General features: G+C 49.0%; 27 protein-coding genes. 6 read left to right on the plus strand and 21 right to left on the minus strand.

Annotated features, from left to right (window positions below; genetic code table 11):
• Positions 1-44: 44 nt before the first annotated feature.
• From ACTHTG_RS02030 to ACTHTG_RS02050, 5 genes are all read left to right on the plus strand, one after another.
• Positions 45-1,283, plus strand: a complete 1,239-nt coding sequence (locus tag ACTHTG_RS02030) for an NAD(P)/FAD-dependent oxidoreductase (RefSeq protein WP_004520074.1) — start codon at positions 45-47, stop codon at positions 1,281-1,283.
• 97 nt (positions 1,284-1,380) lie between these two features.
• On the plus strand, positions 1,381-1,899 hold the full coding sequence (locus ACTHTG_RS02035; RefSeq protein ID WP_440360507.1) for a hypothetical protein: 519 nt from the start codon (positions 1,381-1,383) through the stop codon (positions 1,897-1,899).
• Positions 1,900-1,902: 3 nt separating this feature from the next.
• Complete coding sequence (locus tag ACTHTG_RS02040) at positions 1,903-3,105, plus strand: beta-ketoacyl-ACP synthase (RefSeq protein ID WP_004520072.1); 1,203 nt, start codon at positions 1,903-1,905, stop codon at positions 3,103-3,105.
• A gap of 172 nt (positions 3,106-3,277) precedes the next feature.
• On the plus strand, positions 3,278-5,500 hold the full coding sequence (locus ACTHTG_RS02045; protein ID WP_039862231.1) for an NADP-dependent isocitrate dehydrogenase: 2,223 nt from the start codon (positions 3,278-3,280) through the stop codon (positions 5,498-5,500).
• Between the two features lie 58 nt (positions 5,501-5,558).
• On the plus strand, positions 5,559-6,152 hold the full coding sequence (locus ACTHTG_RS02050; RefSeq protein ID WP_004520070.1) for a LolA family protein: 594 nt from the start codon (positions 5,559-5,561) through the stop codon (positions 6,150-6,152).
• A gap of 55 nt (positions 6,153-6,207) precedes the next feature.
• Here the strand turns inward: ACTHTG_RS02050 and ylqF are convergent, their stop codons facing one another.
• From ylqF to ACTHTG_RS02130, 16 genes are all read right to left on the minus strand, one after another.
• Complete coding sequence (ylqF, locus tag ACTHTG_RS02055; RefSeq protein WP_004520069.1) at positions 6,208-7,149, minus strand: ribosome biogenesis GTPase YlqF; 942 nt, start codon at positions 7,147-7,149, stop codon at positions 6,208-6,210.
• A gap of 91 nt (positions 7,150-7,240) precedes the next feature.
• On the minus strand, positions 7,241-7,465 hold the full coding sequence (locus ACTHTG_RS02060) for a protocatechuate 3,4-dioxygenase (protein WP_039862229.1): 225 nt from the start codon (positions 7,463-7,465) through the stop codon (positions 7,241-7,243).
• Between the two features lie 34 nt (positions 7,466-7,499).
• Positions 7,500-8,354 carry an RNase adapter RapZ gene (gene rapZ, locus ACTHTG_RS02065; RefSeq protein WP_004520067.1) on the minus strand — a complete coding sequence of 285 codons (855 nt, stop codon included), beginning with the start codon at positions 8,352-8,354 and terminating at the stop codon, positions 7,500-7,502.
• Positions 8,335-9,297: an HPr(Ser) kinase/phosphatase gene (hprK, locus tag ACTHTG_RS02070; protein WP_004520066.1), complete on the minus strand. Its 963-nt coding sequence runs from the start codon at positions 9,295-9,297 to the stop codon at positions 8,335-8,337. Before hprK ends, rapZ begins: the two co-directional genes overlap by 20 nt.
• Before the next feature lie 3 nt (positions 9,298-9,300).
• Positions 9,301-9,750, minus strand: a complete 450-nt coding sequence (gene ptsN / locus ACTHTG_RS02075) for a PTS IIA-like nitrogen regulatory protein PtsN (RefSeq protein WP_039862228.1) — start codon at positions 9,748-9,750, stop codon at positions 9,301-9,303.
• A gap of 268 nt (positions 9,751-10,018) precedes the next feature.
• On the minus strand, positions 10,019-10,939 hold the full coding sequence (ubiA, locus tag ACTHTG_RS02080; protein WP_070504760.1) for a 4-hydroxybenzoate octaprenyltransferase: 921 nt from the start codon (positions 10,937-10,939) through the stop codon (positions 10,019-10,021).
• A 173-nt stretch (positions 10,940-11,112) separates the two neighbouring features.
• A complete protein-coding gene (locus tag ACTHTG_RS02085) occupies positions 11,113-11,607 on the minus strand; it encodes a chorismate--pyruvate lyase family protein (RefSeq protein ID WP_004520063.1) in 495 nt (164 codons plus the stop codon).
• Positions 11,597-12,253, minus strand: a complete 657-nt coding sequence (gene bioD, locus ACTHTG_RS02090; RefSeq protein ID WP_004520062.1) for a dethiobiotin synthase — start codon at positions 12,251-12,253, stop codon at positions 11,597-11,599. The genes ACTHTG_RS02085 and bioD overlap by 11 nt, the downstream gene beginning before the upstream one ends.
• Positions 12,250-13,539, minus strand: coding sequence for an adenosylmethionine--8-amino-7-oxononanoate transaminase (bioA, locus tag ACTHTG_RS02095; protein ID WP_070588287.1), 1,290 nt, complete (start codon positions 13,537-13,539; stop codon positions 12,250-12,252). Before bioA ends, bioD begins: the two co-directional genes overlap by 4 nt.
• A 52-nt stretch (positions 13,540-13,591) precedes the next feature.
• Positions 13,592-14,497, minus strand: coding sequence for a DMT family transporter (locus ACTHTG_RS02100; protein ID WP_004520059.1), 906 nt, complete (start codon positions 14,495-14,497; stop codon positions 13,592-13,594).
• A 193-nt stretch (positions 14,498-14,690) separates the two neighbouring features.
• On the minus strand, positions 14,691-15,893 hold the full coding sequence (gene trpB / locus ACTHTG_RS02105; RefSeq protein ID WP_440360508.1) for a tryptophan synthase subunit beta: 1,203 nt from the start codon (positions 15,891-15,893) through the stop codon (positions 14,691-14,693).
• 112 nt (positions 15,894-16,005) lie between these two features.
• On the minus strand, positions 16,006-16,416 hold the full coding sequence (locus ACTHTG_RS02110) for a hypothetical protein (RefSeq protein ID WP_440360509.1): 411 nt from the start codon (positions 16,414-16,416) through the stop codon (positions 16,006-16,008).
• 4 nt (positions 16,417-16,420) lie between these two features.
• Complete coding sequence (locus ACTHTG_RS02115) at positions 16,421-17,023, minus strand: uracil-DNA glycosylase family protein (RefSeq protein ID WP_440360510.1); 603 nt, start codon at positions 17,021-17,023, stop codon at positions 16,421-16,423.
• A 36-nt stretch (positions 17,024-17,059) separates the two neighbouring features.
• Positions 17,060-17,680 carry a phosphoribosylanthranilate isomerase gene (locus ACTHTG_RS02120; protein ID WP_440360511.1) on the minus strand — a complete coding sequence of 207 codons (621 nt, stop codon included), beginning with the start codon at positions 17,678-17,680 and terminating at the stop codon, positions 17,060-17,062.
• Between the two features lie 402 nt (positions 17,681-18,082).
• Complete coding sequence (locus ACTHTG_RS02125) at positions 18,083-20,308, minus strand: DNA internalization-related competence protein ComEC/Rec2 (protein WP_440360512.1); 2,226 nt, start codon at positions 20,306-20,308, stop codon at positions 18,083-18,085.
• Positions 20,309-20,366: 58 nt separating this feature from the next.
• Positions 20,367-20,537, minus strand: a complete 171-nt coding sequence (locus ACTHTG_RS02130; RefSeq protein ID WP_288971442.1) for a hypothetical protein — start codon at positions 20,535-20,537, stop codon at positions 20,367-20,369.
• Positions 20,538-20,684: 147 nt separating this feature from the next.
• On the opposite strand from ACTHTG_RS02130, the gene ACTHTG_RS02135 reads away from it, so the two are divergent.
• A complete protein-coding gene (locus ACTHTG_RS02135; protein ID WP_434061410.1) occupies positions 20,685-20,807 on the plus strand; it encodes a hypothetical protein in 123 nt (40 codons plus the stop codon).
• A gap of 175 nt (positions 20,808-20,982) precedes the next feature.
• On the opposite strand, the gene ACTHTG_RS02140 is transcribed toward ACTHTG_RS02135, so the two are convergent.
• The 5 genes from ACTHTG_RS02140 to ACTHTG_RS02160 all read right to left on the minus strand — a co-directional run bounded on the left by ACTHTG_RS02140 (position 20,983) and on the right by ACTHTG_RS02160 (position 26,314).
• The gene (locus ACTHTG_RS02140; protein ID WP_004521124.1) at positions 20,983-21,516 is read right to left on the minus strand and encodes a hypothetical protein; all 534 of its coding nucleotides are present in this window, start codon (positions 21,514-21,516) and stop codon (positions 20,983-20,985) included.
• A gap of 332 nt (positions 21,517-21,848) precedes the next feature.
• Positions 21,849-22,433 carry a hypothetical protein gene (locus ACTHTG_RS02145; RefSeq protein WP_004521126.1) on the minus strand — a complete coding sequence of 195 codons (585 nt, stop codon included), beginning with the start codon at positions 22,431-22,433 and terminating at the stop codon, positions 21,849-21,851.
• 18 nt (positions 22,434-22,451) lie between these two features.
• The gene (locus tag ACTHTG_RS02150) at positions 22,452-23,879 is read right to left on the minus strand and encodes an RHS repeat domain-containing protein (protein WP_440360517.1); all 1,428 of its coding nucleotides are present in this window, start codon (positions 23,877-23,879) and stop codon (positions 22,452-22,454) included.
• Between the two features lie 769 nt (positions 23,880-24,648).
• Positions 24,649-25,068, minus strand: a complete 420-nt coding sequence (locus ACTHTG_RS02155; protein ID WP_049336831.1) for a DUF2750 domain-containing protein — start codon at positions 25,066-25,068, stop codon at positions 24,649-24,651.
• A gap of 28 nt (positions 25,069-25,096) precedes the next feature.
• Positions 25,097-26,314 (minus strand): RHS repeat-associated core domain-containing protein, encoded by a 1,218-nt coding sequence (locus ACTHTG_RS02160; protein ID WP_210398316.1) that lies wholly within the window; start codon positions 26,312-26,314, stop codon positions 25,097-25,099.
• Positions 26,315-26,514: the final 200 nt, after the last annotated feature.

The raw sequence follows: 26,514 nt of genomic DNA on the forward strand, positions 1-26,514 counted from the left end.
ATGGATTAAACATTATTTATCATTAAAATCAAAGGTATTTTCAAATGTCCGTAGAATTTGACGTTGCCGTTATCGGCGCAGGCCCTTCAGGTTCGGTTGCTTCCGCTTTGCTGAACAAACAAGGCTTTAAAGTTTGCGTATTGGAAAAACAACATTTCCCGCGCTTTGTCATCGGCGAAAGCCTGTTGCCGCATTGCATGGAAATGTTGGAAGAAGCCGGTTTTGCCGATGCAGTGCATGCCGAACCCAGCTTTCAATTTAAAGACGGTGCTGCGTTTTCATGGGGCAGCCGTTACACAGATTTCAACTTTACTGAAAAATTTTCAGACGGCCCCGGTACTATTTATCAAGTGCGCCGCGGCATCTTCGACAAAATCCTGATTGATGAAGCGGCAAAACAAGGCGTCGATGTCCGCTTCGGACACGGCGTAACCGCGTTTGACAACAGTGACAATGTGGCACGTTTGAGCGTTGCGACCGATACAGGCGAAAACTATGAACTGACTGCCAAATTCGTTTTGGATGCCAGCGGTTACGGTCGCGTCCTGCCCCGCCTTTTAGATTTGGAAAGTCCGTCCGAGCTGCCTCCGCGCCAAGCCCACTTCACGCATATCGACGACAACATCACCAGCCCGAAATTCGACCGCAATAAAATCCTGATCAACACGCACCCTGAACATCGCGATGTCTGGATTTGGCTGATTCCTTTCGGCGACAACCGTTGCTCCATCGGCGTTGTCGGCACGCCCGACAAACTGGCCGGCGAATCAGAAGCCGTGTTGAAAAAATTTGTGTACGAATGCCCGATGCTGGCGGAAATTTTAGATAAAGCCGTTTGGGAAAACGACTTTCCGTTCCGCTCTATCCAAGGCTATTCCGCCAACGTGAAAACCTTATACGGCAAACATTTTGCTCTTTTGGGCAACGCCGCCGAATTCCTCGACCCAGTCTTCTCCTCCGGAGTAACCATTGCCCTGCACTCTGCCAAACTGGCTGCCGATTTGTTGGGCAAGCAGCTCAAAGGCGAAGCTGCCGATTGGCAAACCGAATTTGCCGACCAACTGATGATCGGCGTGAACGCGTTCCGCACTTATGTAAACGGTTGGTACGATTTCCGCTTCCAAAATGCCATCTACGCGCCCAACCGCAGTCCTGAAATCAGCCGCATGATTTCGTCTATTTTGGCAGGCTACGCTTGGGATACGGATAATCCATTCGTGGAAAAATCCGAGCAACGCTTGTCCACACTTGCCGCATTGGTGGGCGATTTGAAGGTAGAATAAGGACGAATGTATTTCAGACGGCCTAGACTGAAAACAGAACAGGCCGTCTGAAACTTCATCCATACCATTAAATATTTTGACCGATAGATAAAACCTTATGCGATTTATCCCTTTGCTTGCTGCACTGCTGCTCTCCGCATGCGCGACCTCGCTCCCCCATCCGCAAACGCTGCCGCCGCTTTCCAAAGAAGGCCAATGGTTCAAACTTGAACAAACTAATGCGGCGGGGCAAACCGTTCAAACCAATCTCTTGGCAGTCGAGCCTCATTCAGACGGCATCCGCTTTGTCCAAACCGATGCACTGGGTGCGCCGGTATCGCGCCAATCGGTCAGCACCAAAGGCTGGGAAAATGATGGTTTTGTGATGCCCAATGCCAGTTCGCGCCGATTGTTTGCCGCCTTGTTGCCGCTTTTGGCCGCCGAACAAGCCGCCACGCTTTACCCTGAAGCCCGCCAACAAAACGCCACCCATCAAGGCTTCTGCCCTGACGGCAAAGGCGCGGTGTTCAGCTACCGCGAGCGTGATTTGTGGTGTGTCGCCCACCATTCCGAACAATTCCTTATCGGCTTCCCCGACCAAACTTTCTGGACGGTCAGCCCGATTGCAGAAGACTAATTCATGAATACTCCTGTTTATCTCAGCCGTCCGGCACTAACCAGCGCATTGGGTAGCGGCTTGCAAGTTCATGCCGATGCCTTACTCACGCCGTCTGAAAACACGCCCCTGACTTTTTCAGACCAATGGGTAAAAGGCAAAACGCATGCTTTTGGTGCAGTCAAAGAAACCCTGATGCCTCTGCCCGACAGCATTCCCGAAGCGCATCGCAGCCGCAACAACCAGCTTATCCTGCACGCGCTTTCGCAAATAGACGGACTGATTCAGACGGCCATTGCCCGTTACGGCAAAGAAAGGGTCGCTGTCGTGACTGGTACGTCCACCAGTGGCGCAGATGAAAATATCCCTTTGTTCCAACACGTTGTCCAAGGTGGTGAATGGACGGATGTTCCGTTCAAACAGCTGCAACACACCATGGCTTCGCCCTCCGAATTTATCGCCCAAGTTTACGGTTTAGACGGCTTACGCTATACCGTTTCCACCGCCTGCACTTCCGGCGCACGCGCCCTCATCAGCGCAGCCCGATTGCTTCGTGCCGGATTGTGTGATGTCGTAATTTGCGGCGGCGCGGATACGCTTTCTCCGCTGACGATTAATGGTTTTGCCTCTTTGGAAGTGCTTTCAGACAGCATCGCCAAGCCTTTTTCCTCCAACCGCAACGGCATCAATATCGGCGAAGCGGCCGCATTTTTCGTGATGACGCGCGATGCCGATTTTGACGGCGAAATGCAGTTGCTGGGCTATGGTGCAAGTAGCGATGCCTACCATATGTCTTCTCCCCGCCCCGACGGTTTGGGTGCAGCCCAATCCTTTCAGGCCGCTTTGGATAAAGCCGGTTTGAAAGCAGAAGACATCGGCTGGATCAATCTGCACGGCACCGGCACGCAACACAACGACAGCATGGAAAGCCGAGCCGTTGCCGAAGTATTTGGCAGCCACACCCTTTGCACTTCAACCAAGCCATCTACCGGTCATACTTTGGGTGCAGCCGGTGCGATCGAAGCCGCGTTTGCCTGGTTGATGGCCAACCGCCAATACAATCCGGAAGGCAAACTGCCGCCGCAACAATGGGACAACGTACCCGATTCCGAGCTGCCCAACATCGCTTTGACCGACGAAAACAGCCGCTGGCCGTCTGAAAAACGCATCGCCGCCAGCTCATCATTTGCCTTCGGCGGCAGCAATGCTGTTTTGATTATCGGATAAGTCCTTATATTTAGGCTGTCTTTTCAGACGGCCTTTTTCTTTTCCGCAACTTAAAAAACAATAACATCAAAACAACAACCAAATCCGCCGAAATATGCCATAATAGGCTTAGCACATTTCTTCTCGCGATGTGCCCGAAAAGAAAAACTTAACCTACATAGAGAATAATCCCATGACTAAATCCACCATTATCTATACCTACACCGACGAAGCTCCTGCATTGGCCACTCAATCCCTGTTGCCAATCGTGCAGGCGTTTACCCGCCATGCCGATATTGATGTCAAAACCAGCGACATTTCTCTCTCCGGTCGTATTTTGGCGGCGTTTCCCGAATACCTGACCGAAGCGCAACGCGTACCTGATGCGCTTGCCGAATTGGGCGAACTGGTGAAACAACCCGATGCAAACGTGATCAAACTGCCGAACATCAGCGCATCCGTACCTCAACTGACTGCCGCGATTAAAGAATTGCAGTCTAAAGGCTTTGCCGTTCCCGACTATCCTGCCGATCCTCAAACCGATGAAGAAAAAGCCGTGCGCGAACGTTACGACCGCATCAAAGGCAGCGCGGTAAACCCTGTCCTGCGTGAAGGCAACTCCGACCGTCGCGCGCCTAAGGCAGTGAAAAACTTTGCGAAAAAACATCCGCACAGCATGGGCGCATGGACGAAAGACTCCAAAACCCACGTTGCCACCATGCAAAGCGGCGACTTTTTCCATAACGAACAATCCGTTACCGTACCTGAAGCAACTTCCGTATCCATCGTATTCACCGACAAACAAGGCAACAAAAAAGAGCTGCGCGAGCCTGTTGCCCTGAAAGCCGGCGAAATCATCGACGCGACCGTAATGAGCAAAAAAGCCCTGCTCGCCTTCCTTGCCGAACAAGTGAAAGACGCAAAAGCTAAAGGCGTATTGTTCTCGCTGCACATGAAAGCCACCATGATGAAAGTGTCCGACCCGATTATCTTCGGACACGCCGTCAAAGTATTCTTCGCGCCTGTATTTGAAAAATTCGGTGACAAACTGGCTGCCGCAGGCGTTAATGTCAACAACGGCTTCGGCAACCTGCTTGCCAATCTGGACAAACTGGATGCGGACACCCGCGCCGCCGTTGAAGCTGAAATCGCTGCTGTTTACGCTGCCAACCCTGATTTGGCCATGGTTGATTCCGACAAAGGCATCACCAACCTGCACGTTCCTAGCGATGTCATCGTCGATGCTTCTATGCCTGCGATGATTCGTAATTCCGGCCGTATGTGGGATAAAGACGGCAAAGCGCAAGACACCAAAGCCGTGATTCCTGACAGCAGCTACGCCGGTGTTTACCAAGCAACCATCGACTTCTGCCGCGAACACGGCGCATTTGACCCGACAACCATGGGTACCGTTCCTAACGTCGGTCTGATGGCGCAAGCAGCCGAAGAATACGGTTCGCACAACAAAACTTTTGAAATCGAAGCCGACGGCCAAGTTCAAGTCATTGATGCAGCAGGTAATGTCCTGATGCAACACGACGTTGAAGCCGGCGACATCTGGCGTATGTGCCAAACCAAAGACGCTCCGGTTAAAGACTGGGTACAACTTGCCGTCAACCGCGCCCGTCTGAGCAACACGCCAGCCGTATTCTGGCTCGACGAAAACCGTCCGCACGACAAGAGCCTGCTCGCCAAGGTTAAAGCCTATCTTGCCGAACTGGATACCGACGGCCTCGACATCCGCGTCCTCGCTCCTGAGGAAGCCGCTAAATTCAGCTTGGGCCGTCTGAAAAACGGCGAAGACACCATCTCCGTGACCGGTAACGTCCTGCGCGACTACCTGACCGACTTGTTCCCAATTTTGGAACTGGGTACCAGCGCGAAAATGCTGTCTATCGTTCCATTGATGAATGGCGGCGGTATGTTTGAAACCGGTGCAGGCGGTTCTGCACCGAAACATGTTCAACAATTCCTCGAAGAAAACCACTTGCGTTGGGACTCTTTGGGCGAATTCCTCGCACTCGCCGTATCGTTTGAACATCTGGCGCAAAAAACCGGCAACACCAAAGCCCAAGTCCTCGCCGACACTTTGGATGCAGCCACCGAAAAACTGCTTCTGAACGACAAATCGCCTAAACGCAAAGCTGGCGAACTCGACAACCGCGGCAGCCATTTCTACCTCACCCTCTACTGGGCGCAAGAATTGGCGGCGCAAGACAAAGATGCCGAACTGAAAGCCGCATTTGCGCCGTTGGCAGCCGCTTTGACTGCTGACGAAGCCAAAATCGTTGAAGAACTCTCTGCCGTACAAGGCAAAGCGGTCGACATCGGCGGCTACTACGCAGCCAATCCTGAAAAAGCCGCACAAGCGATGCGTCCAAGCGCAACCTTTAATCAGGCCTTGTCAGCCTTATAATTAAAGCAATAAAAGGCCGTCTGAACTTTCAGACGGCCTCAAACCTTATGGAAACACAATGAAAAAAACCATTCTTTCTCTTACTCTCCTCATCAGCGCTCCGGCTTTATGGGCATTTTCCCCTGCCGAATTGGCACAAACCCTGCAAAAACCGCAAAACGTGCAAGGTAATTTTGTCCAACAACGCCAGCTCAAATCCCTCAGCAAACCCATGACCACCAGCGGCAGCTTTACCCTTGTCCCACAAAAAGGCCTGCTCTGGAAAATGCAAAAACCATTTGAAACCACCCTGCGCGTGCGTTCAGACGGCATCATGCAATGGAACGGCAGTCAATGGGTCAACCCAAATGCCAGCAAACTCAACGGCCAAAGCCGCCAAATCAAACTCTTCCTCGACCTTTTGGGCGGCAATACCCAGGGCTTGGAAAAACAATTTGATTTGAAATTAAACGGCAACGAGAAAAAATGGACGTTGACCCTGACTCCGAAAACCGCCATTACCCGCCAAATCTTCAACCGTATCGAAATCAACGGCGATACGCTGGTGCGTAAAATCGAATTGGACGAAAAGCAAGGCGACAAAACCATCATGCAGTTCAACCAAATCCAAACCGATAAAGCCCTAGACAGCTTTAGCCGTACCGCCCTCTAAATTGTCTATTCCAACAAAAGGCCGTCTGAAAATAGATTTCTGACAGCCTTTTATATTAATCGGCTGAAGGCTGCTGCCCTTTTCTTTCCGCCTTTCTGGCTTCGCGAATGGCTTTGAGTTCGGCCTCTTTCTGTCTGGCTTTTTTCAGCCAAGTTTCCCATTGGTTTGGCGTTTCCAGCGTGATTCTGCCGATTTTTCCTTCACGGAAATCAGTCAGGATATTTTCAGCAGCCTTTTGATAGTTAACCCGTCCGCCGCTCAAAACCGCACCACGTTTTTTAGCAATCCACTCCAACCAAGAAGTATCGTCCCAATGACTACTTGGATCTTTGTCGGCTTGATAGCGCTCTTGCAACAGGGCCAGATAATGGCGGCGAAGGTAATCCAAAAGCTCAAGCGCCACTTCTTCTTCGTCCAGCGCGTTGCGTCCGACTGCACCGCCGGCCGCAAGGTTGTAGCCGCCTTCTTCAACGATAATTTTTGGCCACAACATACCGGGGGTATCGTAAAGCCAGAAATCGTCTGCAAGGAAAAGGCGCTGTTCGGCTTTGGTAATACCGGGTTCGTTGCCGGTTTTGGCAGATTTTTTGCCGATCATACCGTTAATCAAGGTGGATTTGCCGACGTTGGGGATACCGCAAATCAGGACACGCAGCGGCTTCTCGATACCTTGGCGATGCGGAATCATGGCGCGGCAGGCTTGGGTAATTTTGCTATGCGCGCCAGTTTCGGAAGAATCAAGCGCAATGGCGCGGGTATCTTGGCGGCTGTTGTAGTGTTCGAGCCAAACTCTGGTACGCTCGGGATCGGCAAGGTCTTGCTTGTTTAAGATTTTGAGTTTTGGCTTGCCTTTGGACAACTGGGCAAGCAAGGGGTTTTCGCTGGAAGCAGGCATACGCGCGTCCAACATCTCAATCACCATATCAACGCTTTTAATGCGTTCGGCAATGGCTTTTTTTGCCTTATTCATGTGGCCGGGAAACCATTGGATAGCCATGTCTTTTTATTCTTTCTATTCGTATCTGAGGCCGTCTGAACAATTATTTTTTCAGACGGCCTCGGCATTTGGATAATCGGTCAATCGGGATTTAGAGGTTGCCATGCTCGTAGCTGTAATAACCTGCTTCATCCATACATTGCTCAAACGTCTTGGATGTATTTCCATTTTGAACTTGCGATTTGCAGGTATTGATTTGGCGGGAAACTTCAGCTTCGCTCGCGCCGGTGCGGTGCCAACGGTAAGCAGTGACAGGTTCTGTTGCACAGGCGGTCAAGATAAGCAGGGATAATGCGGTCAGACTGATTTTTTTCATGGTTTCTTCCTTTGAGGCCGTCTGAAACGGCAAGTTAGCGTCCTGCCAAGCTTTGTGCCTGACGATGGCGGACAAGGAGTTCGTAACGGCCTTTGAGGCGTTCGGCCAGTTTTTCCACAACATAAACGGAGCGGTGCTGACCGCCGGTACAACCGATGGCAATCGTCACATAACTACGGCTCTCTTGCTGCAGGCGCGGTAACCAGCGGCTAATAAAATGGTCGATGTCATCAACCATTTCTTGAGCCAACGGCTGCTGACCCAAATAATCTTGAATAGGCTTATCCATGCCGGTAAAGGGGCGTAATTCCGGATCGTAATACGGATTGGGTAGGCTGCGCATATCAAACATAAAGTCGGCATTGTTGGGGACGCCGTATTTGAAACCAAAGGATTCAAGAATGACCAGCAAACCGACACGTTCAATATTGAGCCATTGTTGCACAGCATAACGCAGCTGCTGTGCGTTCATTTTGGACGTATCGATGCAATATGCGATGTCTCTAAGCGGGAAGAGCCATTCGCGTTCTTTTTGCAGGCTTTCCAACAAAGTCAGATTATGGCCGGACAAAGGGTGTCCGCGGCGGGTTTCTGAGAAGCGGCGAACCAACACACCCTCTTCCGCTTCAATAAAGAGGACTTCGACTTGATGCCCTTCATGACGCAAATATTGGATTTGCTCTTGCGCTTCCTGAATATTGATACCGGAACGGATATCAACGCTGACACCAAGCTGGGTTTCTTCGCCGCGTTCAATATGGTACAACACCAGCGAAGGCAACATTTCCAAAGGCAGATTATCAACGCAATAAAAGCCTGAATCTTCGAGTTGTTTGAGGGCTACGGATTTTCCTGAGCCGGATAAGCCGCTAATCAGGACGATTTTCATGGTTTTGTTCGTTTTCTTTGAGTTGTGTTTGATGGCGTTCGAGGAATTCTTTGGTGCTGTCTTTACCGCGCAATTGAAGGATGTAATTGCGCACTGCAGCTTCAACCAATACTGCTAAGTTTCGACCGATTGCAACAGGCAGGGTAACGGAACGGATGCTGACGTTGAGGATAGACTCTGTTTCGGTACGGATGCTCAATCGATCGAGTTGTTTCATGTATCCGTCGTCGGCCGGAACCAAATTAATAATCAGCTGGAGGATTTTTTTCGGACGGATGGAGGTTTCGCCAAAAATATGGCGGATATTGAGTATGCCCAAGCCGCGTACTTCGAGGAAATCACGCAGCATAGGCGGGCAACGGCCTTCCAGCATTTCTGGACCGGTACGGAAAAGTTCGACTGCATCATCGGCAATCAGGCTGTGGCCGCGCGAAATCAGCTCCAATGCCAATTCGCTCTTACCCAAGCCGGATTGTCCAGTAATGAGTACGCCCACTTCAAATACATCCAAAAATACGCCATGCTTGATGGTGGAAGTTGCCAATGTCCGTTGCAGATAAATCCGCAAAACGTCCATCAGGTGCGGGCTTTCCTGTTTGGAAGTCAGCAAGGGGATACTGTTGGTATGGCAATAATCGCGTAATTTGGGCGAAACCGGCAAACCGTTGGCGACGATGACCAAAGACATGGGAATGTCGAAAAGCTCGCCGAAATCATAGTTGAGTTCGCCCGATTCCAGACGGCGTAAATATTCGGCTTCGGCTACGCCGACAACTTGAATTTGGTTGGGATGGATAAAGTTTAAATGGCCGACCAAGGCCAAGACGGGTTTATCGGCTTCGACACCGATACGGTTGTCCGCGCCGGAATTGCCGGCAGCCCAAGCAAGTTCGAGTTTGTGCTGATTGTCGGAAAACAGGCGGCGGACAGATATGCTGGGCATGAATTACTCTTCGGTCAGGAGTGTGCGTACTTCTTCGGCAGAAGTCGCGGCCATCAATGCTTCACGGATGGCTTTTTGAGAGAATCTGCCGGCCAGTTTGGACAAGACTTCCAAATGTTCGCCGGTAGCGTTTTCAGGCACAAGCAGGATAAAAATCAGGGAAACGGGTTTGCCGTCGGGCGCATCAAAGGCGACCGGCTCTTTGGTACGGATAAACGCACCGGTGGCTTTTTTCACGCATGCGTGACGGCCGTGAGGAATCGCCACCCCCTGCCCCAAACCGGTCGAACCAAGTTTTTCACGGGCAAACAGGCAGTCGAACACGTTGGTATTCGGTAATTCTGCTTCATTCTCCAGCAGCTGTGCAGCCTCTTCAAACAGACGCTTTTTGCTGCTGACTTCCAAATCCAAAACGATATGGGACAAAGGTAAAATTTCGCCGATCAGGCTCATGTGTATCTCTTTTAAATGTCGCAAAACAATGGGATTGTACCGATTGTCGGTGCAAATCTCAATCCTGAAGGCGTAATTTACACTCGCCCTGCTAACATTTTCCATGTTGTTTTTGATATTTTTTAACGAACTGGAAATAATCCAACCATTTGATTATAATTAATTTAAAGTAAAAATTCCATCATTGGCTAAATCATGGTTTAAATAAAAAGGGGTATGTCCGGCATACCCCTTTTCCCTTCTTTTCAGACGGCCTCAACCTAGTTTTTTAAAACAATTTGGAAACCAAAAACAACCAGAAATAATGGCAGACCAATCCGCAAAACCACGCCAAGCCGATGCGGTTGTTGGCCAAAAATGTTTGGAAGCACAACTGGCGGTCGCGCGTACGGATAGCGGCATACTGCTGATACTGCCAATAAACGGTTATCGGCAATACCAGCCAATAAGGCCAAGTTGCGCCGATTTTAATACCCAGCACCACCATCAATACGGTAAACCAAAAATGGCAAAGCATAGAGGCGGTAATATCGTGATGACCAAATGTGATTGCCGAAGTTTTAATACCGATTTTCAAATCATCTTCTTTGTCCGCCATGGCATAAATCGTGTCGTAAGCCAGCGTCCATAAGGCATTAGCGGTAAACATCAGCCATGCTTCGGGAGGCACTCGGCCTTGCACGGCGGCAAAGGCCATGGGAATACCGAACGAAAATGCCAGCCCCAAATAAAACTGCGGCAATGGAAAAAAGCGTTTGGTGAAAGGATATGTGATGGCCAAAAATAAGGCCGGAAGGCTCATCAGCCAAGTAAAACGGTTGAGCGGCACCAAGCATAAAGCCGCCATCAGACACAGCATGACGGTCAAAAGCAGCGCTTCGGTTTTAGAAACCAAACCTTTGGCAAACGGGCGGTTTTTGGTGCGCTCTACTGCACCGTCAAAATTGCGGTCGGCAAAGTCATTCACGACGCAACCTGCGCTGCGCATTAGAAATGTGCCTGCGGTAAAGGCAATAAAAATATCCGCGTCGGGAACGCCTTTAGACGCAATCCACAATGCCCAATAAGTCGGCCACAGCAAAAGCAGTGTACCAATGGGTTTGTCGACGCGCATCAGCTTGGCGTATATCACCATCCGTCCGACAGCGTAACGCGGTAGAATTTGTAGGAAAAATCGCCTTATGTTCATTGATGTAATGTGTCGTTGTTTATATATCGATTCGGAAGGAAAGGTTTTTTAGAGCCTTAGCTCTTATTATAATTTATTGCCGTCTAAAATTAAACAGATCTTAACAATTTAATTTATTGTATTATAACAGAATTATGACAAACATCGGTAATTGGTTTTATTTTCAGACAGCCTTAGCGGTATAAATCTATTAATTTCAATAAGAAATATTCTGTTAATTCCAATGTTTCGCCGTTCCAATCAAAATAGGAACGGCGCGCGGTAACAGGCCGTCTGAAAGATGGATGGTCGGAATCTTCAAAACGAAGAAACTCAAAATCCGAACGTTTCAACGGCAATGTACCGTCAAACAGGCGCTCGCCCAAAGGCTGCGTTCCGCAATCCAATAATTCTGTCCATAGACGGCTGTCCGGTCGGCACGCGCTTCTGGCTTGTATCACTGTTTCGCCGTCCAGTTTGAGCAAAACATCGCGTACAAAGATTTCGTCTCCGTTTTCCGCACCCTTCGTCAAACCCAAATACACCGGCTCGACTGAAAACTCCTTGCCGGAAGCGCGCAGAGCGGCAGTTAACGAAGAAACGGTCAGCAGATGTTCAGCATCAGACGACAAAAGACTTGAAGCTTCGGCATGTGAACAAAGCGTGCCACGCGGTATATCAAGCTCCATCTGACACCTCTGTTTTGGCCAACTCCTGCCATTTGGCTTCGGGAAACTCATCTTTCAGACGGCCTTTAAGATATTCCAAGGTATCGCCGGCAACGGTTTCATCTTTACTGTCGTGAATATGGTTGAAAATCAGACTATGCAATTGGATGCCGTATTGTTTGAGCGCGGAGAAGCTGAGCAGGGTGTGGTTGATGCTACCGAGCCGTCCGCTGGTAACGAGGATGACGGGATAAGCCTGTTGCTGAATATAATCAATGGTCAACAAATCTTCCGTCAGCGGAACCATCAATCCGCCCGCGCCTTCGACCAAAACGATTTCGTATTGCGTCGCCAACTCTTGAGTGGTGGTACGGATTTTATCCAAATCCAAAGCCCTGCCGTCAAGACGGGCGGCGAGATGGGGCGAGGCTGGATAGCTGAAGATTTCGGGCATGGTCAGCCCTTGTTTGTCGGCTTCCTGCATGGGTATGCCCATGATTTTGCGGTGGACGACGATGTCTTCGGCAATGTCTTGGCAACCGGTTTGCACGGGCTTTTGCGTAATCACGCTTTTACCCTGCTGCAACAATTGTTTTGCCAACACGCCGGTGACGACGGTTTTGCCGATGTCCGTGTCTATGCCACTAACGAAGTAAACGCCTTTCATTTGCTGTGTTCCTTCAAGATTTGTACGGTTTTGTCGGCAAGTTCGGTCAAGAGGTCGTCTGGAATAATGTAAGGCGGCATGAGATACACCAGCCTGCCGAAGGGGCGCACCCAAATTCCTTGCGCCACGCAATCCGCTTGAAAACGCGCCATATCCACGCCTTTTTCCAACTCGATCACCCCGATGGCACCCAAAACGCGTACGTCCTTCACGCCGCGAATGTCCCATGCAGCTTTCAGACGGCCTTTTAAGATGCTTTCGATGCGGCGGATATTTGCCTGCCAGTCTTGAGACAAAAGCAGCTTGACCGAGGCGCAGGCAACGGCACACGCCAGCGGGTTCGCCATAAATGTCGGCCCGTGCATAAATACGCCCGCTTCGCCGCGCGAAATCGTTTCGGTGACTTTTTGCGAAGTGATCGCCGTCGCCAACGTCATATAGCCGCCGCTCAAGCCCTTGCCGATACACATAATATCCGGCACGACATTCGCGTGTTCGCAGGCAAACATCTTGCCCGTGCGTCCGAATCCGGTAGCGATTTCATCAAAAATCAACACGATATCAAATTTGTCGCACAAATCGCGCAATCCGCGAAGATACTGCGGATGATAGAAATACATGCCGCCCGCGCCCTGCACGACCGGCTCTAAAATAAAGGCGGCGATATCCGCATGATGCGCTTCAAACAAGGCGCGGACAGGCTGCAAATCCGCCTCGTCCCATTCATCATCGAAACGGCTTTTCGGATTATCGACAAAATAACGCTGCGGCAACGCGCTGCCGAAAATATGGTGCATCCCCGTTTCCGGATCGCAGACGGACATCGCGTTCCAAGTATCGCCGTGATAACCGCGCCGCACCGTCGCAATATTCTGCTTCGCGGTCAAACCCCGCGCCTGCTGGTATTGCACCGCCATCTTCAGCGCGACTTCCACCGAAACCGAACCTGAATCCGCATAAAAAATACGGTCCAACCCCTGCGGCAAAATCCCGACCAACAACTTGCCCAGCTCTACCGCAGGCTCATGCGTCAAACCGCCAAACATCACATGCGACATTTGCTTAATCTGCGCCTCAACTGCCTGATTCAAAACAGGATGATTGTAGCCGTGTATCGCACACCACCAAGACGACATCCCATCAATCAGCCGCGTACCATCCGCCAATTCGATGTGCACGCCCTCCGCACGGCGCACCGGATAAACAGGCAACGGGTCGGTCATGGACGTATAGGGATGGAGCAGGTGGGTGCGGTCGAAATCGAGCAGGGGGGAATGTTCAGACATGTTGAAAACAATGGTTTGATCAGTTTCATTATTATATAACATATTTTCTATTTCAGACGGCACGTCTTCCGTACTGCATCAACACCAATCCGCCCACCGCTGCCAAACAGCCAGCAACCAAAGAAACATGCAATGCCTCGCCCAAAAACCAAGCGGAACACAAAATACCGAATACCGGCACCAAAGTGATGTACGCCGCCGCGCTGCCTGCGCCCAAAGTCTTCACGCCTTCAAAATACCACGCATAGCTCAAGACCGTTGCGCCGACAGACAGGCCAATTAAAGCAAACCAGCCCCTGCCGTCCATTTCGGCAAGCATGCCAAACGGCAGGCCGTCTGAAATCAACGCAGGCGGCAACAACATCATTGCACCCAGCCAAGCAGTAGCCACGGTGACCGTCAGCGCATCAATCCCCTGCAACACCGCCCTGCCCATCATCGTATAAGTAACCAAGCAGCAAAGGCTGCAAAACACCAGCACTTCGCCCCACCCTATGCCGCCGCCCGACAAAAATGCCGCAATCTCGCCATGCGTGACCGCCCATACCGAGCCTGCCACTGCCAACAACATACCCGACACAATCTTGCCGTTGAGCTTCTCGCCAAATAGCAAAGCCGCAAAAAACATCGTCAATACAGGATTGAACGTGACCAACACCGTCGCCCTTGAAGCAGGAAGCCGCTGCAAACCCAGCATAGACAACACAGTAAAACCAAATACGCCGAATGCCGCCGCCAGTGCCAACCCAAGCCATTGTTTGCGCGACAAAACCGCCAAAGTACGCAACCGATACCGTGCAAACAGCCAGCCCAAAAGCAAGATTGCCGCCGTCAAAAAGCGTAGCATACCGCCCGTTAAAGGCGGCAGCGCCTGTCCCAGCATCCGCCCCATCGGCCAAGATGCGCCCCAAAACGCCGCCATGCCCAATAGTTTTAGATGGATTGCTAAATGTTTCATGGTGATGGATAACTTGAATAATCAGTTTAGAAAGCGTACAAGCGCAGTTTGAAAGGATAAATTTCCTTAACCGCCGAGACTTGATAGAGTTTACGCGGATAAAATACTACGCTGATCATTATGGAAACAAAGGCCGTCTGAAAGACTGAAATCCAGCTTTTTCAGACGGCCTTTGCTGCTCAATCAATAAGACTTACAACTCAATGCCTTTGAGTTTCGCCACGGTATTAATGTCTTTATCGCCACGACCGGAGAGGTTGACCAAAATCACTTGGTCTTTGCTCATTTTCGGCGCGTTTTTCACCGCCCAAGCAACGGCATGGCTGGATTCCAGCGCAGGAATAATGCCCTCAAAACGGCAAAGCAAGTCAAAGGCTTCGAGTGCTTCGTCATCTTTGGCAACGGTGTATTCCACGCGGTTGATGTCGTTCAAATGGCTGTGTTCCGGGCCGATGCCTGGGTAATCCAAGCCTGCGGAAACGGAGTGCGTACCCAAGACTTGGCCGTTTTCGTCCTGCATTAAGTAGCTACGGAAACCGTGCAATACGCCGATAGGGGCTTTGCTGGTAATCGGCGCGGCGTGGTCGGGGGTGTCCACGCCCAAACCGCCGGCTTCTACGCCGACCAAACGTACGTTTTCTTCTTCGATATAGGGATGGAACAAACCGATGGCGTTCGAGCCGCCGCCCACACAGGCAACGGCAACGTCAGGTTGGCGGCCGATGGCTTCCAACATTTGTTCTTTGGCTTCATTGCCGATCACACATTGGAAATCGCGTACCATTTCAGGATACGGTGCAGGGCCTGCGGCAGTGCCGATGATGTAGAACGTATCATCCACACGCGCCACCCATTCGCGCATGGCTTCGTTCATCGCGTCTTTCAAAGTACGGCTGCCGCTGTCGACGCCAACGACATTCGCGCCAAGCAATTTCATACGGAACACATTGGGCATTTGACGTTGGATATCGTCCGCGCCCATGTACACGTCGCAAGTCATGCCGAAACGTGCGGCGACGGTGGCAGAAGCCACGCCGTGCTGACCCGCGCCGGTCTCGGCAATCACGCGCTTTTTGCCCATGCGGCGGGCGAGCAATGCCTGACCGATGGTGTTGTTGACTTTGTGTGCGCCGGTGTGGTTCAAATCTTCACGCTTCAGCCAGATTTGCGCGCCGCCCAAATGCTCGGACAATCGCGCGGCATGGTAAACAGGGCTGGGTCGGCCGACATAGTGTTTCAAATCATGGCGGAACTCTTCCCAAAATGAAGGATCTTCTTTCGCTGCTTTATAGGCTTCTGCCAATTCTTGCAAAGCAGGAATCAGGGTTTCGGAAACGTACAGGCCGCCGTGTTCGCCGAAAAAGCCGTTCTCGTCGGGAGCGTGATAATTTTTCATGGAATTTTTCCTTGTTCGTTTTCTGGTTTCAGACGGCCTGATTCAGTAAAGGGTCGTCTGAAAGTAAAAATTGTCAGCAATTATAGCCGTTTTCCATTCATCTTGTCGGCAACTAATTGAATAATAATATCAGCAGACAAAATAGGAACAACAGCGTACTGCTCGATGTTGCAAGCAATGCCGCACCCAACGGCGGCGCAATATATTTTTCTTCGTTTTTGTTTCTCAGACATAGTTTCAATGCCAACATCCCCAGCCACAGTGCCAGCAACCACCAACCCAGAAAGTTAAGCACAAGCAAAGCAATAATCAACTCATTGGTATTTATAGTGCTTACGTTCAAAAATATCCAATTAAGGCCGTTAACAGACATAACGACTGCAGATATTTGTATCACATACAAAAGCGTTCCGCCCAACAATACCCTGATATGCCATTGTTTGGCCTTCAGCCACACTGAGACGACATTAACAAGCCACCACAAAGCCATAAACGTCATTAAAGAGATTTCATAACGGTCCATCGCCCTACTCCTGAAAAACAGTCAATCCAGTCATTTCAAAAAAAGCCCGATACGCCGCCGCTTTTTTCGCCAAACTCAAAGGATAGGCACGCGAAGTCGAAGGCAGGCGCGTCAGGGTCAACTCACGTCCTGCATAGGGAAACAGCACTGTTTCGCCGGTCTTCGGTATTTTCATGCCGCTGCCTTGAATCTCCAACAAAACTTCGGTTGCCTTGCCGCCGGTGGTACAAAGATGGCGGCACTCGGGCATTTGCGCCAATACTGCCGCTAAATCGACGGTTTCTATCACTTTTAAAAACTTATCCGAAGCATTGCCATGTTCGCGTATTACCTTCAACACGGTCGGACAAGATGCAATCCCCTTCTCACTCAAAAACGCTTTGATTTTATCGGCATCAAACGCTTTTTCGCCCTGCTTTTGAAAATGCGCCGCATCGCCGAAAAACACCAGCCCATACACACGCCACATATCGTTTTGAAAATTCGGGTAATGAAACTGCATCGCGTGTTTTTCTTCTTTAGGCGGAAACGTCCCCATCATCATGACTGTTGCCTGCGGGGGCAACAAGGCTGCGAAGGGGTGGGACTCAACGATTGACTCTTGCATATCTGTATTCCGATTGTTTTTCATTCAAACAAATTTTCAGACGGCCTTTACTGCCTGAATAAACGCCGCCATTTTCTCCCTGCTCTTAACCCCGCCGGAGATTTCCACGCCGCCGGACACGTCCACCGCCGCCGCGCCACTGATTTTTACCGCTTCGGCAACGTTTTCCGCTGTCAATCCGCCGGCAAGTATCCACGGTTTGCCGATATTGCCGCGTAACATGGTCCAGTCGAAACTTTGTCCCGTACCGCCGTATTCAGTCGGATGATAGGCATCAAACAGCAAGGCGCGTGCATTCGGAAATTTGGCACAGGCCGTCTGAATATCGGCAGCGGACTGTACGCGCACGGCCTTCAAATACGGGCGGTCAAACCGACGGCAAAAATCATCGTCTTCATCGCCGTGAAACTGAATCACATCTATCGGCACCTGACGCAAAATCTCGCGGATGGTTTGCTCGTTTTCATTCACAAACAAGGCCACCACCGATACAAACGGCGGCAGGTTTTTCACAACCGCCTGCGCCTGCTCAATACTCACTGCCCGTTTACTCTTGGCATAAAACACCAGCCCGATGGCATCCGCGCCCAATTCGGCCGCGGCCAGCGCGTCTTCAGGTCGGGTAATACCACAAATTTTGGTGCGTATGGTGTTCATGGCGATAGCCTTTTTAAACAGTTGGGTCGGATATTATATAAGTTTAAGGCCGTCTGAACATGAAATATCAGGTTCAGACGGCCTTAAACTTTAAAACAACCATCAGCCGATAATATTGGCGGCTGTCAGTTGCGCAGCATCTTCATTATAGAAACGTGCGAACTCTGTGCTGCTTTAGGCTCTGCTTGATATACAGAACATCATACCGATTATTACTAATAACTTTGTAATTATTTTCCTCTTTTCTATTTGCCTATTATTTAATCAAATTTATTTTATCCTTTATTATCAATGAGTAAAATAAACTATCCACAATTGGATTCACACAAAATTTGGATAATGCCCGTCAATAAAAAATATTAAGGCTGTCTGAAAAGTCTTTCAGACGGCCTTTTAGCCTTTTTACTCAAACGGTTTCTTCTGCCAATAAAACTTATCCTTTTTCAGACGGCCTTGAAATATATCGTCCTGTCCCAAAGCAAACACCAACGCGCCAGACAAATCCGTTCTCAATAAAGTAATACCATGCGCGCGGACACGATTTTGTACGGCAACGGTCGGATGTTTGTAGGCATTGGCATAGCCGCTAGATGCCACGGCATATTGTGGCGAAACCGTATGCAAAAAGCTGCCTGACGAAGCCGTGCTGCTGCCGTGATGTCCCAACACCAACACTTGGCTATACAACGCATTGCCGTATTTCTCAATCAAACCGGCCTCGCCTTTCACGCCCAAATCGCCGGTTATTAACAAGGCTTTTCCGTTTGCCACGACACGCAATACGCAGCTTTGGTCGTTATCTTCCTTGCCTGCATTTTCAGACGGCCTGAGCAACTCGAAATCTACGCCGTCCCATTGCCATTTGTCTTCTTGGCAAAACTCTGCATTCGGATAAAATTCAGGTTGTCCGGCAAGCAATTTATCGGTACCGACAGCCGCCACACTTTGAAAACCGCCGTCATGGTCAATATCATGGTGCGACAAAATCAGGCTGTCCAAACGGCGCACACCCATCGCGTTCAAACTCGGCACTATACCTGTTTGCGCCACTTGCTCCGTTCCCGTATCAAACAAAAGATTGCGGTTACGCGTTTGTATCAACACCGACAAACCTTGTCCTGCATCCATCACCGTAACTCTTGCCACCCCCTCCTCCAGCTTGGCAGGACGGTAAAACACAAAGCCCAATAAAACCAGACATGCCCAAGGTTTTAAGCCCATTCCTTTAGGCAGCAATAACAGTAAAGCCGCCATCATCGCCAACACAAGCAAAGGCACGGGCGCCGCTGCGACGGCAAATTCAGGCGATACCATAGCCAGCCATAGCAAACCGCGTAAAGTATATTCCGCCAAAAATGCCGCTACCAACTGGACAAGTTCAAACGGAAAAACCGAACCCAGCAAAGCCAACGGCGTCAACACCCAAGAAAACCAAGGAATAGCCAGCGCATTAACCAACGGACTGAGCAAAGGTAACGAAGCAAACAAATAGCCCAGCAATACCACCGACAATACAGTCGCTGCCCATTGTCCCCGTACAGCCAACCGCCAGCCCGACTCTTTCAGACGGCCTGATGAAGCCCAAATCAAAGCAGCAACCAAACCGAAAGACAACCAAGTTCCCACGCCCAATACAGCCAACGGATCCAACAACAAAACAACGGCCAAAGCCTGCCACCACGCCGTCCAGCCCGAGCCGCCACTGCCGCGCCACCATGCCCACGCAAACGCAGCCAACATCAACACACTGCGTTGCGTCGGTACGGAAAAACCGGCCAAAAGCGCATAAAACAAAGCACCGGCAACACCGCCTGCCAATATCCACACACGCGGTTTTGCCGGAATCCACGGCAAATAACGGAAAATTCGCTTAATCAGCCAGGCAAACAATACCGCCACCATCGTCACATGCAGGCCCGAAATACTGACCAAGTGTGTCAGCCCCAAAGGGCGGAATGCCTGCCACAAAGGCGGCCTCAACGCCGATTGCTCGCCAATACTCAAAGCACGCATCAGCCCTATGCCGTCTGAAAACTCAGGATATTTGTCCCCTGTTCTCTGCCAACTCCGGCTTACCGCATCACGCATATTAGCCAAACCGAAACCGCCACCTTGCCGCACGAGTTTCCTGTCGCGCCCCAAAGTACCCATGCCATCGATACCATTGGCCAAAGCCCATATTTCACGGTTCAAACCGCACACATTCACTTCACCGATCACCGGCCTTACCCGCGCCGATACAGACCACCTGCTGCCCACCGCCCAATCGCGCCGCTGATAATCCGACAACATCAAATCAAAAGCCTGCCCCTGTTCATCCCAAGCCCTTGCCGCAAACTGCACGCGCCGACCATCATCACGCGGCATATCCGCCACTTCAACCGTCAAAACTTTAGCCGCCACCTCCCCTGCAGGCCATTGACCGGCCAACACCAGCCCGGTCGGCCACACTCCAAACGCCATACCCACGCAAACAGCCAGCACCAACCAAGCCACAGCAAATTTTCGACACAACGCAAGCGCGCCAATGATTACAGACAACCAAGCCCACCATGGCGGCACAAACGGCAACGCAAACGAAAGCACTACACCCACCACCCAAGCAGGCAACACAAACCGCCACGCCATGAACATTTTCCCTTAAATTATGATTATTAGATATGTAATAATAAATGCTTTTAGTAGATTATGACAAATATTTGATTGCAGTATTTATGACCTGAATCCGTCCGATTTTGTCGTAGATGTAATTGAGTACGCCGCTTCTTTGGTCGGCACTTTGAATCAGGTTGCCGGCTTTGTCATAGGCGTAGGTATGACCCAACGCGTTGGTGCGTTTGAGCGGCAGTCCGTCCACTGCGAGCTCGTAAGCGGTTTTGGCACCAAGTCCGTCGATGTGGGCGGTCAGCCGGTTGAGGCGGTCGTATTCGAAGGTTTCGTGACTGCCGTCGGGATAGTCGGTACGGACGGGGTTGCCCGCTGCGTCGTAGTGGTGGCGGGTGGTATGGCCCAGCGCATCGGTAACGGTTTCGAGATCGCCGTATTCGGTGTAACCGAAACGGGTGGTTTCGCCGGTACAGTCGGTAAAGCAGACGAGCTGGTCGAGGGTGTCGTGGTTAACTGCTAATGAGATTGTTAAAGAGCAAATGCTTCAGACGACCTCAAAGAAAGTATTGAGGCCGTCTGAAAAACAGAAACCGCGTGCGTGCGTACTGCACAAACCCTACGCCAGGACTGAAGGTTTTGTGCAGGCTACGACTTACTTTACATCGGAATTGGAAGCTTCATTGGCTACAGTTCGATTACACCTCGATAAAACATTCAAAAAAATCAAAGTGATTTTTATCAAATGCAATTAATAACTTGCCTTCAGGAATTTTTTTCCCTGTCATACCTCCTATACAAATCCCGAGATTCTTAAAAAGAATATATTTTTTTCCTTCGATAAATTCTGAATCGATGGCTTTAAGGTCTTCGATTGAATTTTTAAATATATCAATATCTCCTAATATGGGATTAGAATCTTTTAAGCAATATCCATAAACCAATTTATCGTTTTCATAAACTAACTCACAAGCATTCCTATATTCCACCTTATTATTCATAATATTATCTTCAACCATTCTTGCTGGTTTTCCATATTTTTCTTGTACGTCCTCAAGAGAAGTACCAAATACAAAATCACCAATTGATTCATATGGCTTAATCAAGTAGGTCATATTAACCCTTTCTAATATATTTACATTAATAAAATAGGAACATTTACCAATAATTCTACGCAGTCTTGCTGCCTGTTTCCTAGAAATTAATCCCTGCCGTTTAGTATCTGAAATCATTCTCCCACATGATTTTATATACGCCTTTTATTCTATTTCAAAGGCAGCAGTATGATATGAAAACCCTTTCGTGCGCAGAATTTTGACAAAATAAGATGAAGGTTGTCTGAAAGTTAGTTTTCAGACGACCTCTATGTTAACTGCCAATGAGATTGTTAAAGAACAAATGGTTCAGACGACCTCAAAGAAGATAGTGAGGTCGTCTGAAAAACAGAAACTGCGTGCATGCAACATACACTCTACGTCAGGACTGAAGGCTTTGTCCGAGCTACGGCTTGCTAGAATTTAACGTTTCATGTGGAAGATGACTTACTATATGATTAAATATTTGTTTAAGTCGTTTGTACGAAGAATAATCCACCCGATAGATCTCGATTTATAAAAATATATCCTATGTTCTCAGTTAAATAAAAAATTTCATTTACTTCTTTAGGTAGATCCATTCCTAAGATTTGACCTATGAAAATATATTTTTCTAGAAAATCATCACCTTCTTGTTGTAAATATTCAGGTTGTCCTCCTAAAAAACTCATTTCATCTAAATTCTCAATAGGATTAATTGGATAAAATTCATCTAGGTTAAACTTGAACTGACTTTTATCTCCGACGATAACTTTCGTGTATCCTTGAATAGCATCGTCAATTTCAGTAATGTAGTCAAGAAAATAATCTTCTTTATCATAATAAGAAAAAACGTAAATTGCTTTATCTTTATATTCCTTCCCCTGAAAATCTGTTTTAAATTGAGGTGCAATAGTTAATAAATTCTCAATCGGTATGAAAGCGATCAATGCTAACTCATGACCATCTGGCGCTATCACTTTATTTGAATAGTCTAAATCTAGCCCAACTAATATATCATTTATATTGGACTTACTATCTAAAAAGTTAAAATTAACGTATCCATTTTTTTTCATTTAAATTCTCCTAAAAATTTAAGGACATTTCTTACCTGTTTTTTTCAATTTTCTAAGAAATTTTTTAGCTTCTTTTCTTAATCGTTTTCTTTGAGCTTTAGGAGTTCCCGTTTTTCTCAATCCTCCTTGAGCAATATCAATCTCTCGATGTAAATCAGTATGCATTTGATTTCTACCCAAACCATAATGAGAACGCCTAATCTCTGCTTCATGGTAATGAGTGCCACCAATCCCTCTAGTATCTTTTGCTGGCCCTCTTGTATGATGATCCAAATCTAAAGCAATAGCTGGATTCTGGCTTAATCGATTATTTTTAGTTGTATAACCATTTTGAACTAATGCTTCATGCCTAATTAACTCATGGGCTTGTAAGCCATCTCCAACATGAGTACTACTATTAAGACTCCCATAGGTACCTATATCAAATAAATTAGCTAGCCCTAAAGGATCAACCCAAGCCTGTGTACTTGGCGCAAAAGCATACAGATTATCCCCACCCAACAGCCCAATCGGATCCTGATTCACAAACCGCCCGGCCTCAGGCTCGTAATACCGCATCAGGTTGTAATGCAGTCCGGTCTCTTCATCGAAGTATTGGTTTTGCAATCTGAACGGCTGGTGCGCATTCTTGTAAACCCGCTCGTCCTTTTTCAGACGGCCCCAGGCGGTGTATTCGCCGTACCATAAGAGATTGCCGTGGATGTCAGTCATTTCCCTCGGTATGCTGATTTGATCATTGTGGAAATAGGCGAGGTATTGTTTGCTGTCTTTGGCGTTGTCAAAGATTTGCGCCAGCGGTTCGTAGCTGTCTTGGTCGGTGTAGATATAGGTGTAGCTGCCTTTGTAGGTGTACTCCTGAAGTAATCGCGTTCCGTCCCAGACGAAGTGGGTGCGTTTCGGGTCGGTACTGGTCCAGGCAAGTTTGTCTTGGCGTTCTTTAGAAAGACGTCGTCCGAACGGGTCGTAGGCGTATGTCCAAATCTCGGTATTGCCGGCGGGCTTTTTGATTTCGGCGCGGACGAGTTGGTTTTCGAGATCGTATTGGTAATATTGGTTTTCGCCGTCGGGCAACTGGCGGTAGATCAGGTTGCCCAAGGCGTCGTAGGTGTATTCGATGCCGTTGTATGATTCTAGGCGGTTTCCGCTGCTAATGTTACTGCCTTTGCCCTTCCCTTCGGCTATTTTGTCGGAAAGGATGTTGTGGGCGGGGTCGAAGGCGAATGTTTCGCTGCGGCCGGTTTGGCTGTTGCGGGCTTCTTGAATCCGTCCGATTTTGTCGTAAACGTAATTAAGGACGCCGCTTCTTTGGTCGGCACTTTGAATCAGGTTGCCGGCTTTGTCATAGGCGTAGCGGCGGTTGACGGCGCCGCCGGCCAACGGGTTTTGTTTGCCGTGAAGCGTTTGTGTGCCGTTCTGGATGGTACGCTGGCTTTTTAGACGACCCATGGGGTCGTAGTCGTACAGGCTGCTGATGCTGCCCTGTGTCCTTTGGATTTCGCGGTGCAGTTTGTCGCGTTCGATGTCGGTAATGACTTCGCCGTCCAGGCTGATTTGGTGCAGGTGTCCGCTGCCGTAGTACAGGTAATCGATAGGGCGGCCGTCGGGCAGGATGGTGCGGATGCGGTTGCCCAGCGGGTCGTATTGGTAGCCTACGGTGGCGCTTTGGCCGTTGTGGACGGTGGTTTCGCCGATGAGGCGGTCGAGTTCGTCGTAGGCGAGTTCGACGCTGCTGTGTTGGTTGCGGGCTTTGGTCAGGTTGCCGGTAACGGGGTCGTATTCGAAACGGGTGCGGCTGATGCCTTCGTCTTTGCTTTGTCCGTTGCGACCGGAGACTTTGCGGCTTTGTTTTTCGATCAGTTGGCCGAGGATGTTGCGTTTGAAATGATGGATGTGCCAAGTTTCGGGACGGTTTTTCAGACGACCTTTATCGGTGCTTTGACCGTATTCGGTCTGTTGAACCAGTTGTCCGGCGGCATCGTAGCCGTAGGCGGTAATTTTGCCGTCCCAGCTGACCAATATGAGATTGTTAAAGAACAAATGGTTCAGACGACCTCAAAGAAAGTATTGAGGTCGTCTGAAAAACAGAAACCGCGTGCGTACGTTCCGCTCGTACTCTACATCAGAATTAAAGGTTTTGTGCAGGCTACGGCTTCCTGTGGTTGCTATTTGTTTTTCAGACGACCTTACGGTTTGGTTTCTCGAACTGACCATTCGTTTACAGATAAGGCAAATCTAAGGCCTCATCATAACTTTCATCTAAGATTTTATTGACTGAGGCAGCAAACTGAATAGCCTTCATATCAATAGTTTCAGGATTGTCAGGAATCGGAAAGACAGCTATACCTATATTATTTTCTATCAACCATGGTATCCCATCCTCTAAAAATTCTTCTATCTCAATTTCATAAATATCAGAATTCTTATCTTCAGGATTTGCCATAATTCTTGCGAATTCTAATTCAGGCCATATGGCTAAAGATGAATTTTTCTCATCTCCCCATAATATCCAATCTCCTTCTTCGTCTGCTAAAACATATAGAACTCCAGAGTCAGCTATCCTTTTTAAAGTATGCTCACAACGTTCTTGACTAGACAAATTAAGAATTGCATTTATTGCTTTTTGATGTAAAACCATTGTTAACTTCCTAATAAATAATTTCAATTTATTTCCGCGAATCTTTAATTTCTTGTTCAGTTTTACCTCCACATTTTTTTGACCCCATTCTTGGCTGTTTCCTACCACCATTATCTTTTTTATGCTGTAATCTATGGAGTACACGAGTAAGAAGACTTGTGAAGGTATAACTAAACCCTTTAGCACTTTCGTAGCCTCTCCAATGTGCCAAATCAAAACCAGGAGGGAGTCTTAACCTACCACTTCTTCCCGCAGCTTTTAATCCTTCTACTCTTCTAATTTCATTCTGCACCCAGCCACGGACAAAACGAGGTTGAGATTTATCAGTTGCAAGTGCCCTAATACGTTCTTGTTTTCCTGCATAACTTCTTCGCAGTCCTAAAAAATCAACCCAATTTTGAATATTAGGAGCAAACTGATACAAATTATCCCCACCCAATAACCCAATCGGGTCCTGATTCACAAACCTACCGGCCTCAGGCTCGTAATAGCGCATCAGGTTGTAGTGCAACCCAGTCTCTTCATCGAAGTATTGGTTCTGCAATCTGAACGGCTGGTGCGCGTTCTTGTAAACCCGCCCGTCCTTTTTCAGACGACCCCATGCGGTGTATTCGCCGTACCATAAGAGATTGCCGTGGATGTCGGTCATCTCCCTCGGTATGCCGATTTGGTCATTGTGGAAATAGGCAAGGTATTGTTTGCCGTCTTTGGCATTGTCAAAGACTTGCGCCAGCAGTTCGTAGCTGTCTTGGTCGGTGTAGATATAGGTGTAGCTGCCTTTGTAGGTGTACTCCTGCAATAGGCGGCTGCCGTCCCAGACGAAGTGGGTGCGTTTCGGGTCGGTACTCGTCCAGGCGAGTTTGTCTTGGCGTTCTTTGGAAAGGCGTCGTCCGAACGGGTCGTAGGCGTATGTCCAGATTTCGGTATTGCCGGCGGGCTTTTTGATTTCGGCGCAGACGAGTTGGTTTTCTAAATCGTATTGGTAATATTGGTTTTCGCCATTGGGCAGCTGGCGGTAGATCAGATTGCCCAATGCGTCGTAGGTGTATTCGATGCCGTTGTATTCTTTGAGGCGGTTACCGCTGCTAAGGTTGCCGCCCTTTCCTTCGGCGGCTTTGTCGGAAAGGATGTTGTGGGCGGGGTCGAAGGCAAAGGTTTCGCTGCGGCCGGTTTGGCTGTTGCGGGCTTCTTGAATGCGTCCGATTTTGTCGTAAATGTAGTCGTAGGCGTAGCGACGGTTGAACACAATAGCAACAAAGGCCGTCTAAAAGTTGTGTTTCAGACGACCTTGATGCTGATCAATAATCGGATTATTAAAGAACCAATATTTCAGACGGCCTCAAAGAAAGTATTAAGATCGTCCGAAAAGCGGAAACCGTGTGAGTGCGTACCGCACACACACCCTGCGTCAGGACTGAAGATTTTGTGCAAGCTACGGCTTGCTAC

This window comes from Neisseria sp. P0017.S009, from assembly GCF_051957375.1.
Lineage (GTDB): Bacteria > Pseudomonadota > Gammaproteobacteria > Burkholderiales > Neisseriaceae > Neisseria > Neisseria perflava.

Excerpts from the sequence above, each read along its gene's own strand:
- ACTHTG_RS02060 (WP_039862229.1), bottom strand. The coding sequence starts at position 7,465 with ATGAAAAAAATCAGTCTGACCGCATTATCCCTGCTTATCTTGACCGCC.
- ACTHTG_RS02115 (WP_440360510.1), bottom strand. The coding sequence starts at position 17,023 with ATGCAAGAGTCAATCGTTGAGTCCCACCCCTTCGCAGCCTTGTTGCCC.
- ACTHTG_RS02035 (WP_440360507.1), top strand. The coding sequence starts at position 1,381 with ATGCGATTTATCCCTTTGCTTGCTGCACTGCTGCTCTCCGCATGCGCG.
- ACTHTG_RS02125 (WP_440360512.1), bottom strand. The coding sequence starts at position 20,308 with ATGGCGTGGCGGTTTGTGTTGCCTGCTTGGGTGGTGGGTGTAGTGCTT.
- ACTHTG_RS02030 (WP_004520074.1), top strand. The coding sequence starts at position 45 with ATGTCCGTAGAATTTGACGTTGCCGTTATCGGCGCAGGCCCTTCAGGT.
- bioA (WP_070588287.1), bottom strand. The coding sequence starts at position 13,539 with ATGTCTGAACATTCCCCCCTGCTCGATTTCGACCGCACCCACCTGCTC.
- ACTHTG_RS02040 (WP_004520072.1), top strand. The coding sequence starts at position 1,903 with ATGAATACTCCTGTTTATCTCAGCCGTCCGGCACTAACCAGCGCATTG.
- ACTHTG_RS02100 (WP_004520059.1), bottom strand. The coding sequence starts at position 14,497 with ATGAAACATTTAGCAATCCATCTAAAACTATTGGGCATGGCGGCGTTT.
- bioD (WP_004520062.1), bottom strand. The coding sequence starts at position 12,253 with ATGAAAGGCGTTTACTTCGTTAGTGGCATAGACACGGACATCGGCAAA.
- ACTHTG_RS02045 (WP_039862231.1), top strand. The coding sequence starts at position 3,278 with ATGACTAAATCCACCATTATCTATACCTACACCGACGAAGCTCCTGCA.
- ptsN (WP_039862228.1), bottom strand. The coding sequence starts at position 9,750 with ATGAGCCTGATCGGCGAAATTTTACCTTTGTCCCATATCGTTTTGGAT.
- ACTHTG_RS02140 (WP_004521124.1), bottom strand. The coding sequence starts at position 21,516 with ATGATTTCAGATACTAAACGGCAGGGATTAATTTCTAGGAAACAGGCA.
- ACTHTG_RS02145 (WP_004521126.1), bottom strand. The coding sequence starts at position 22,433 with ATGAAAAAAAATGGATACGTTAATTTTAACTTTTTAGATAGTAAGTCC.
- ACTHTG_RS02135 (WP_434061410.1), top strand. The coding sequence starts at position 20,685 with ATGGCCCAGCGCATCGGTAACGGTTTCGAGATCGCCGTATTCGGTGTA.
- trpB (WP_440360508.1), bottom strand. The coding sequence starts at position 15,893 with ATGAAAAATTATCACGCTCCCGACGAGAACGGCTTTTTCGGCGAACAC.
- ylqF (WP_004520069.1), bottom strand. The coding sequence starts at position 7,149 with ATGGCTATCCAATGGTTTCCCGGCCACATGAATAAGGCAAAAAAAGCC.
- ACTHTG_RS02120 (WP_440360511.1), bottom strand. The coding sequence starts at position 17,680 with ATGAACACCATACGCACCAAAATTTGTGGTATTACCCGACCTGAAGAC.
- ACTHTG_RS02150 (WP_440360517.1), bottom strand. The coding sequence starts at position 23,879 with ATGGGTCGTCTAAAAAGCCAGCGTACCATCCAGAACGGCACACAAACG.
- ACTHTG_RS02110 (WP_440360509.1), bottom strand. The coding sequence starts at position 16,416 with ATGGACCGTTATGAAATCTCTTTAATGACGTTTATGGCTTTGTGGTGG.
- ACTHTG_RS02050 (WP_004520070.1), top strand. The coding sequence starts at position 5,559 with ATGAAAAAAACCATTCTTTCTCTTACTCTCCTCATCAGCGCTCCGGCT.
- ACTHTG_RS02155 (WP_049336831.1), bottom strand. The coding sequence starts at position 25,068 with ATGGTTTTACATCAAAAAGCAATAAATGCAATTCTTAATTTGTCTAGT.
- hprK (WP_004520066.1), bottom strand. The coding sequence starts at position 9,297 with ATGCCCAGCATATCTGTCCGCCGCCTGTTTTCCGACAATCAGCACAAA.
- ubiA (WP_070504760.1), bottom strand. The coding sequence starts at position 10,939 with ATGAACATAAGGCGATTTTTCCTACAAATTCTACCGCGTTACGCTGTC.
- rapZ (WP_004520067.1), bottom strand. The coding sequence starts at position 8,354 with ATGAAAATCGTCCTGATTAGCGGCTTATCCGGCTCAGGAAAATCCGTA.
- ACTHTG_RS02085 (WP_004520063.1), bottom strand. The coding sequence starts at position 11,607 with ATGGAGCTTGATATACCGCGTGGCACGCTTTGTTCACATGCCGAAGCT.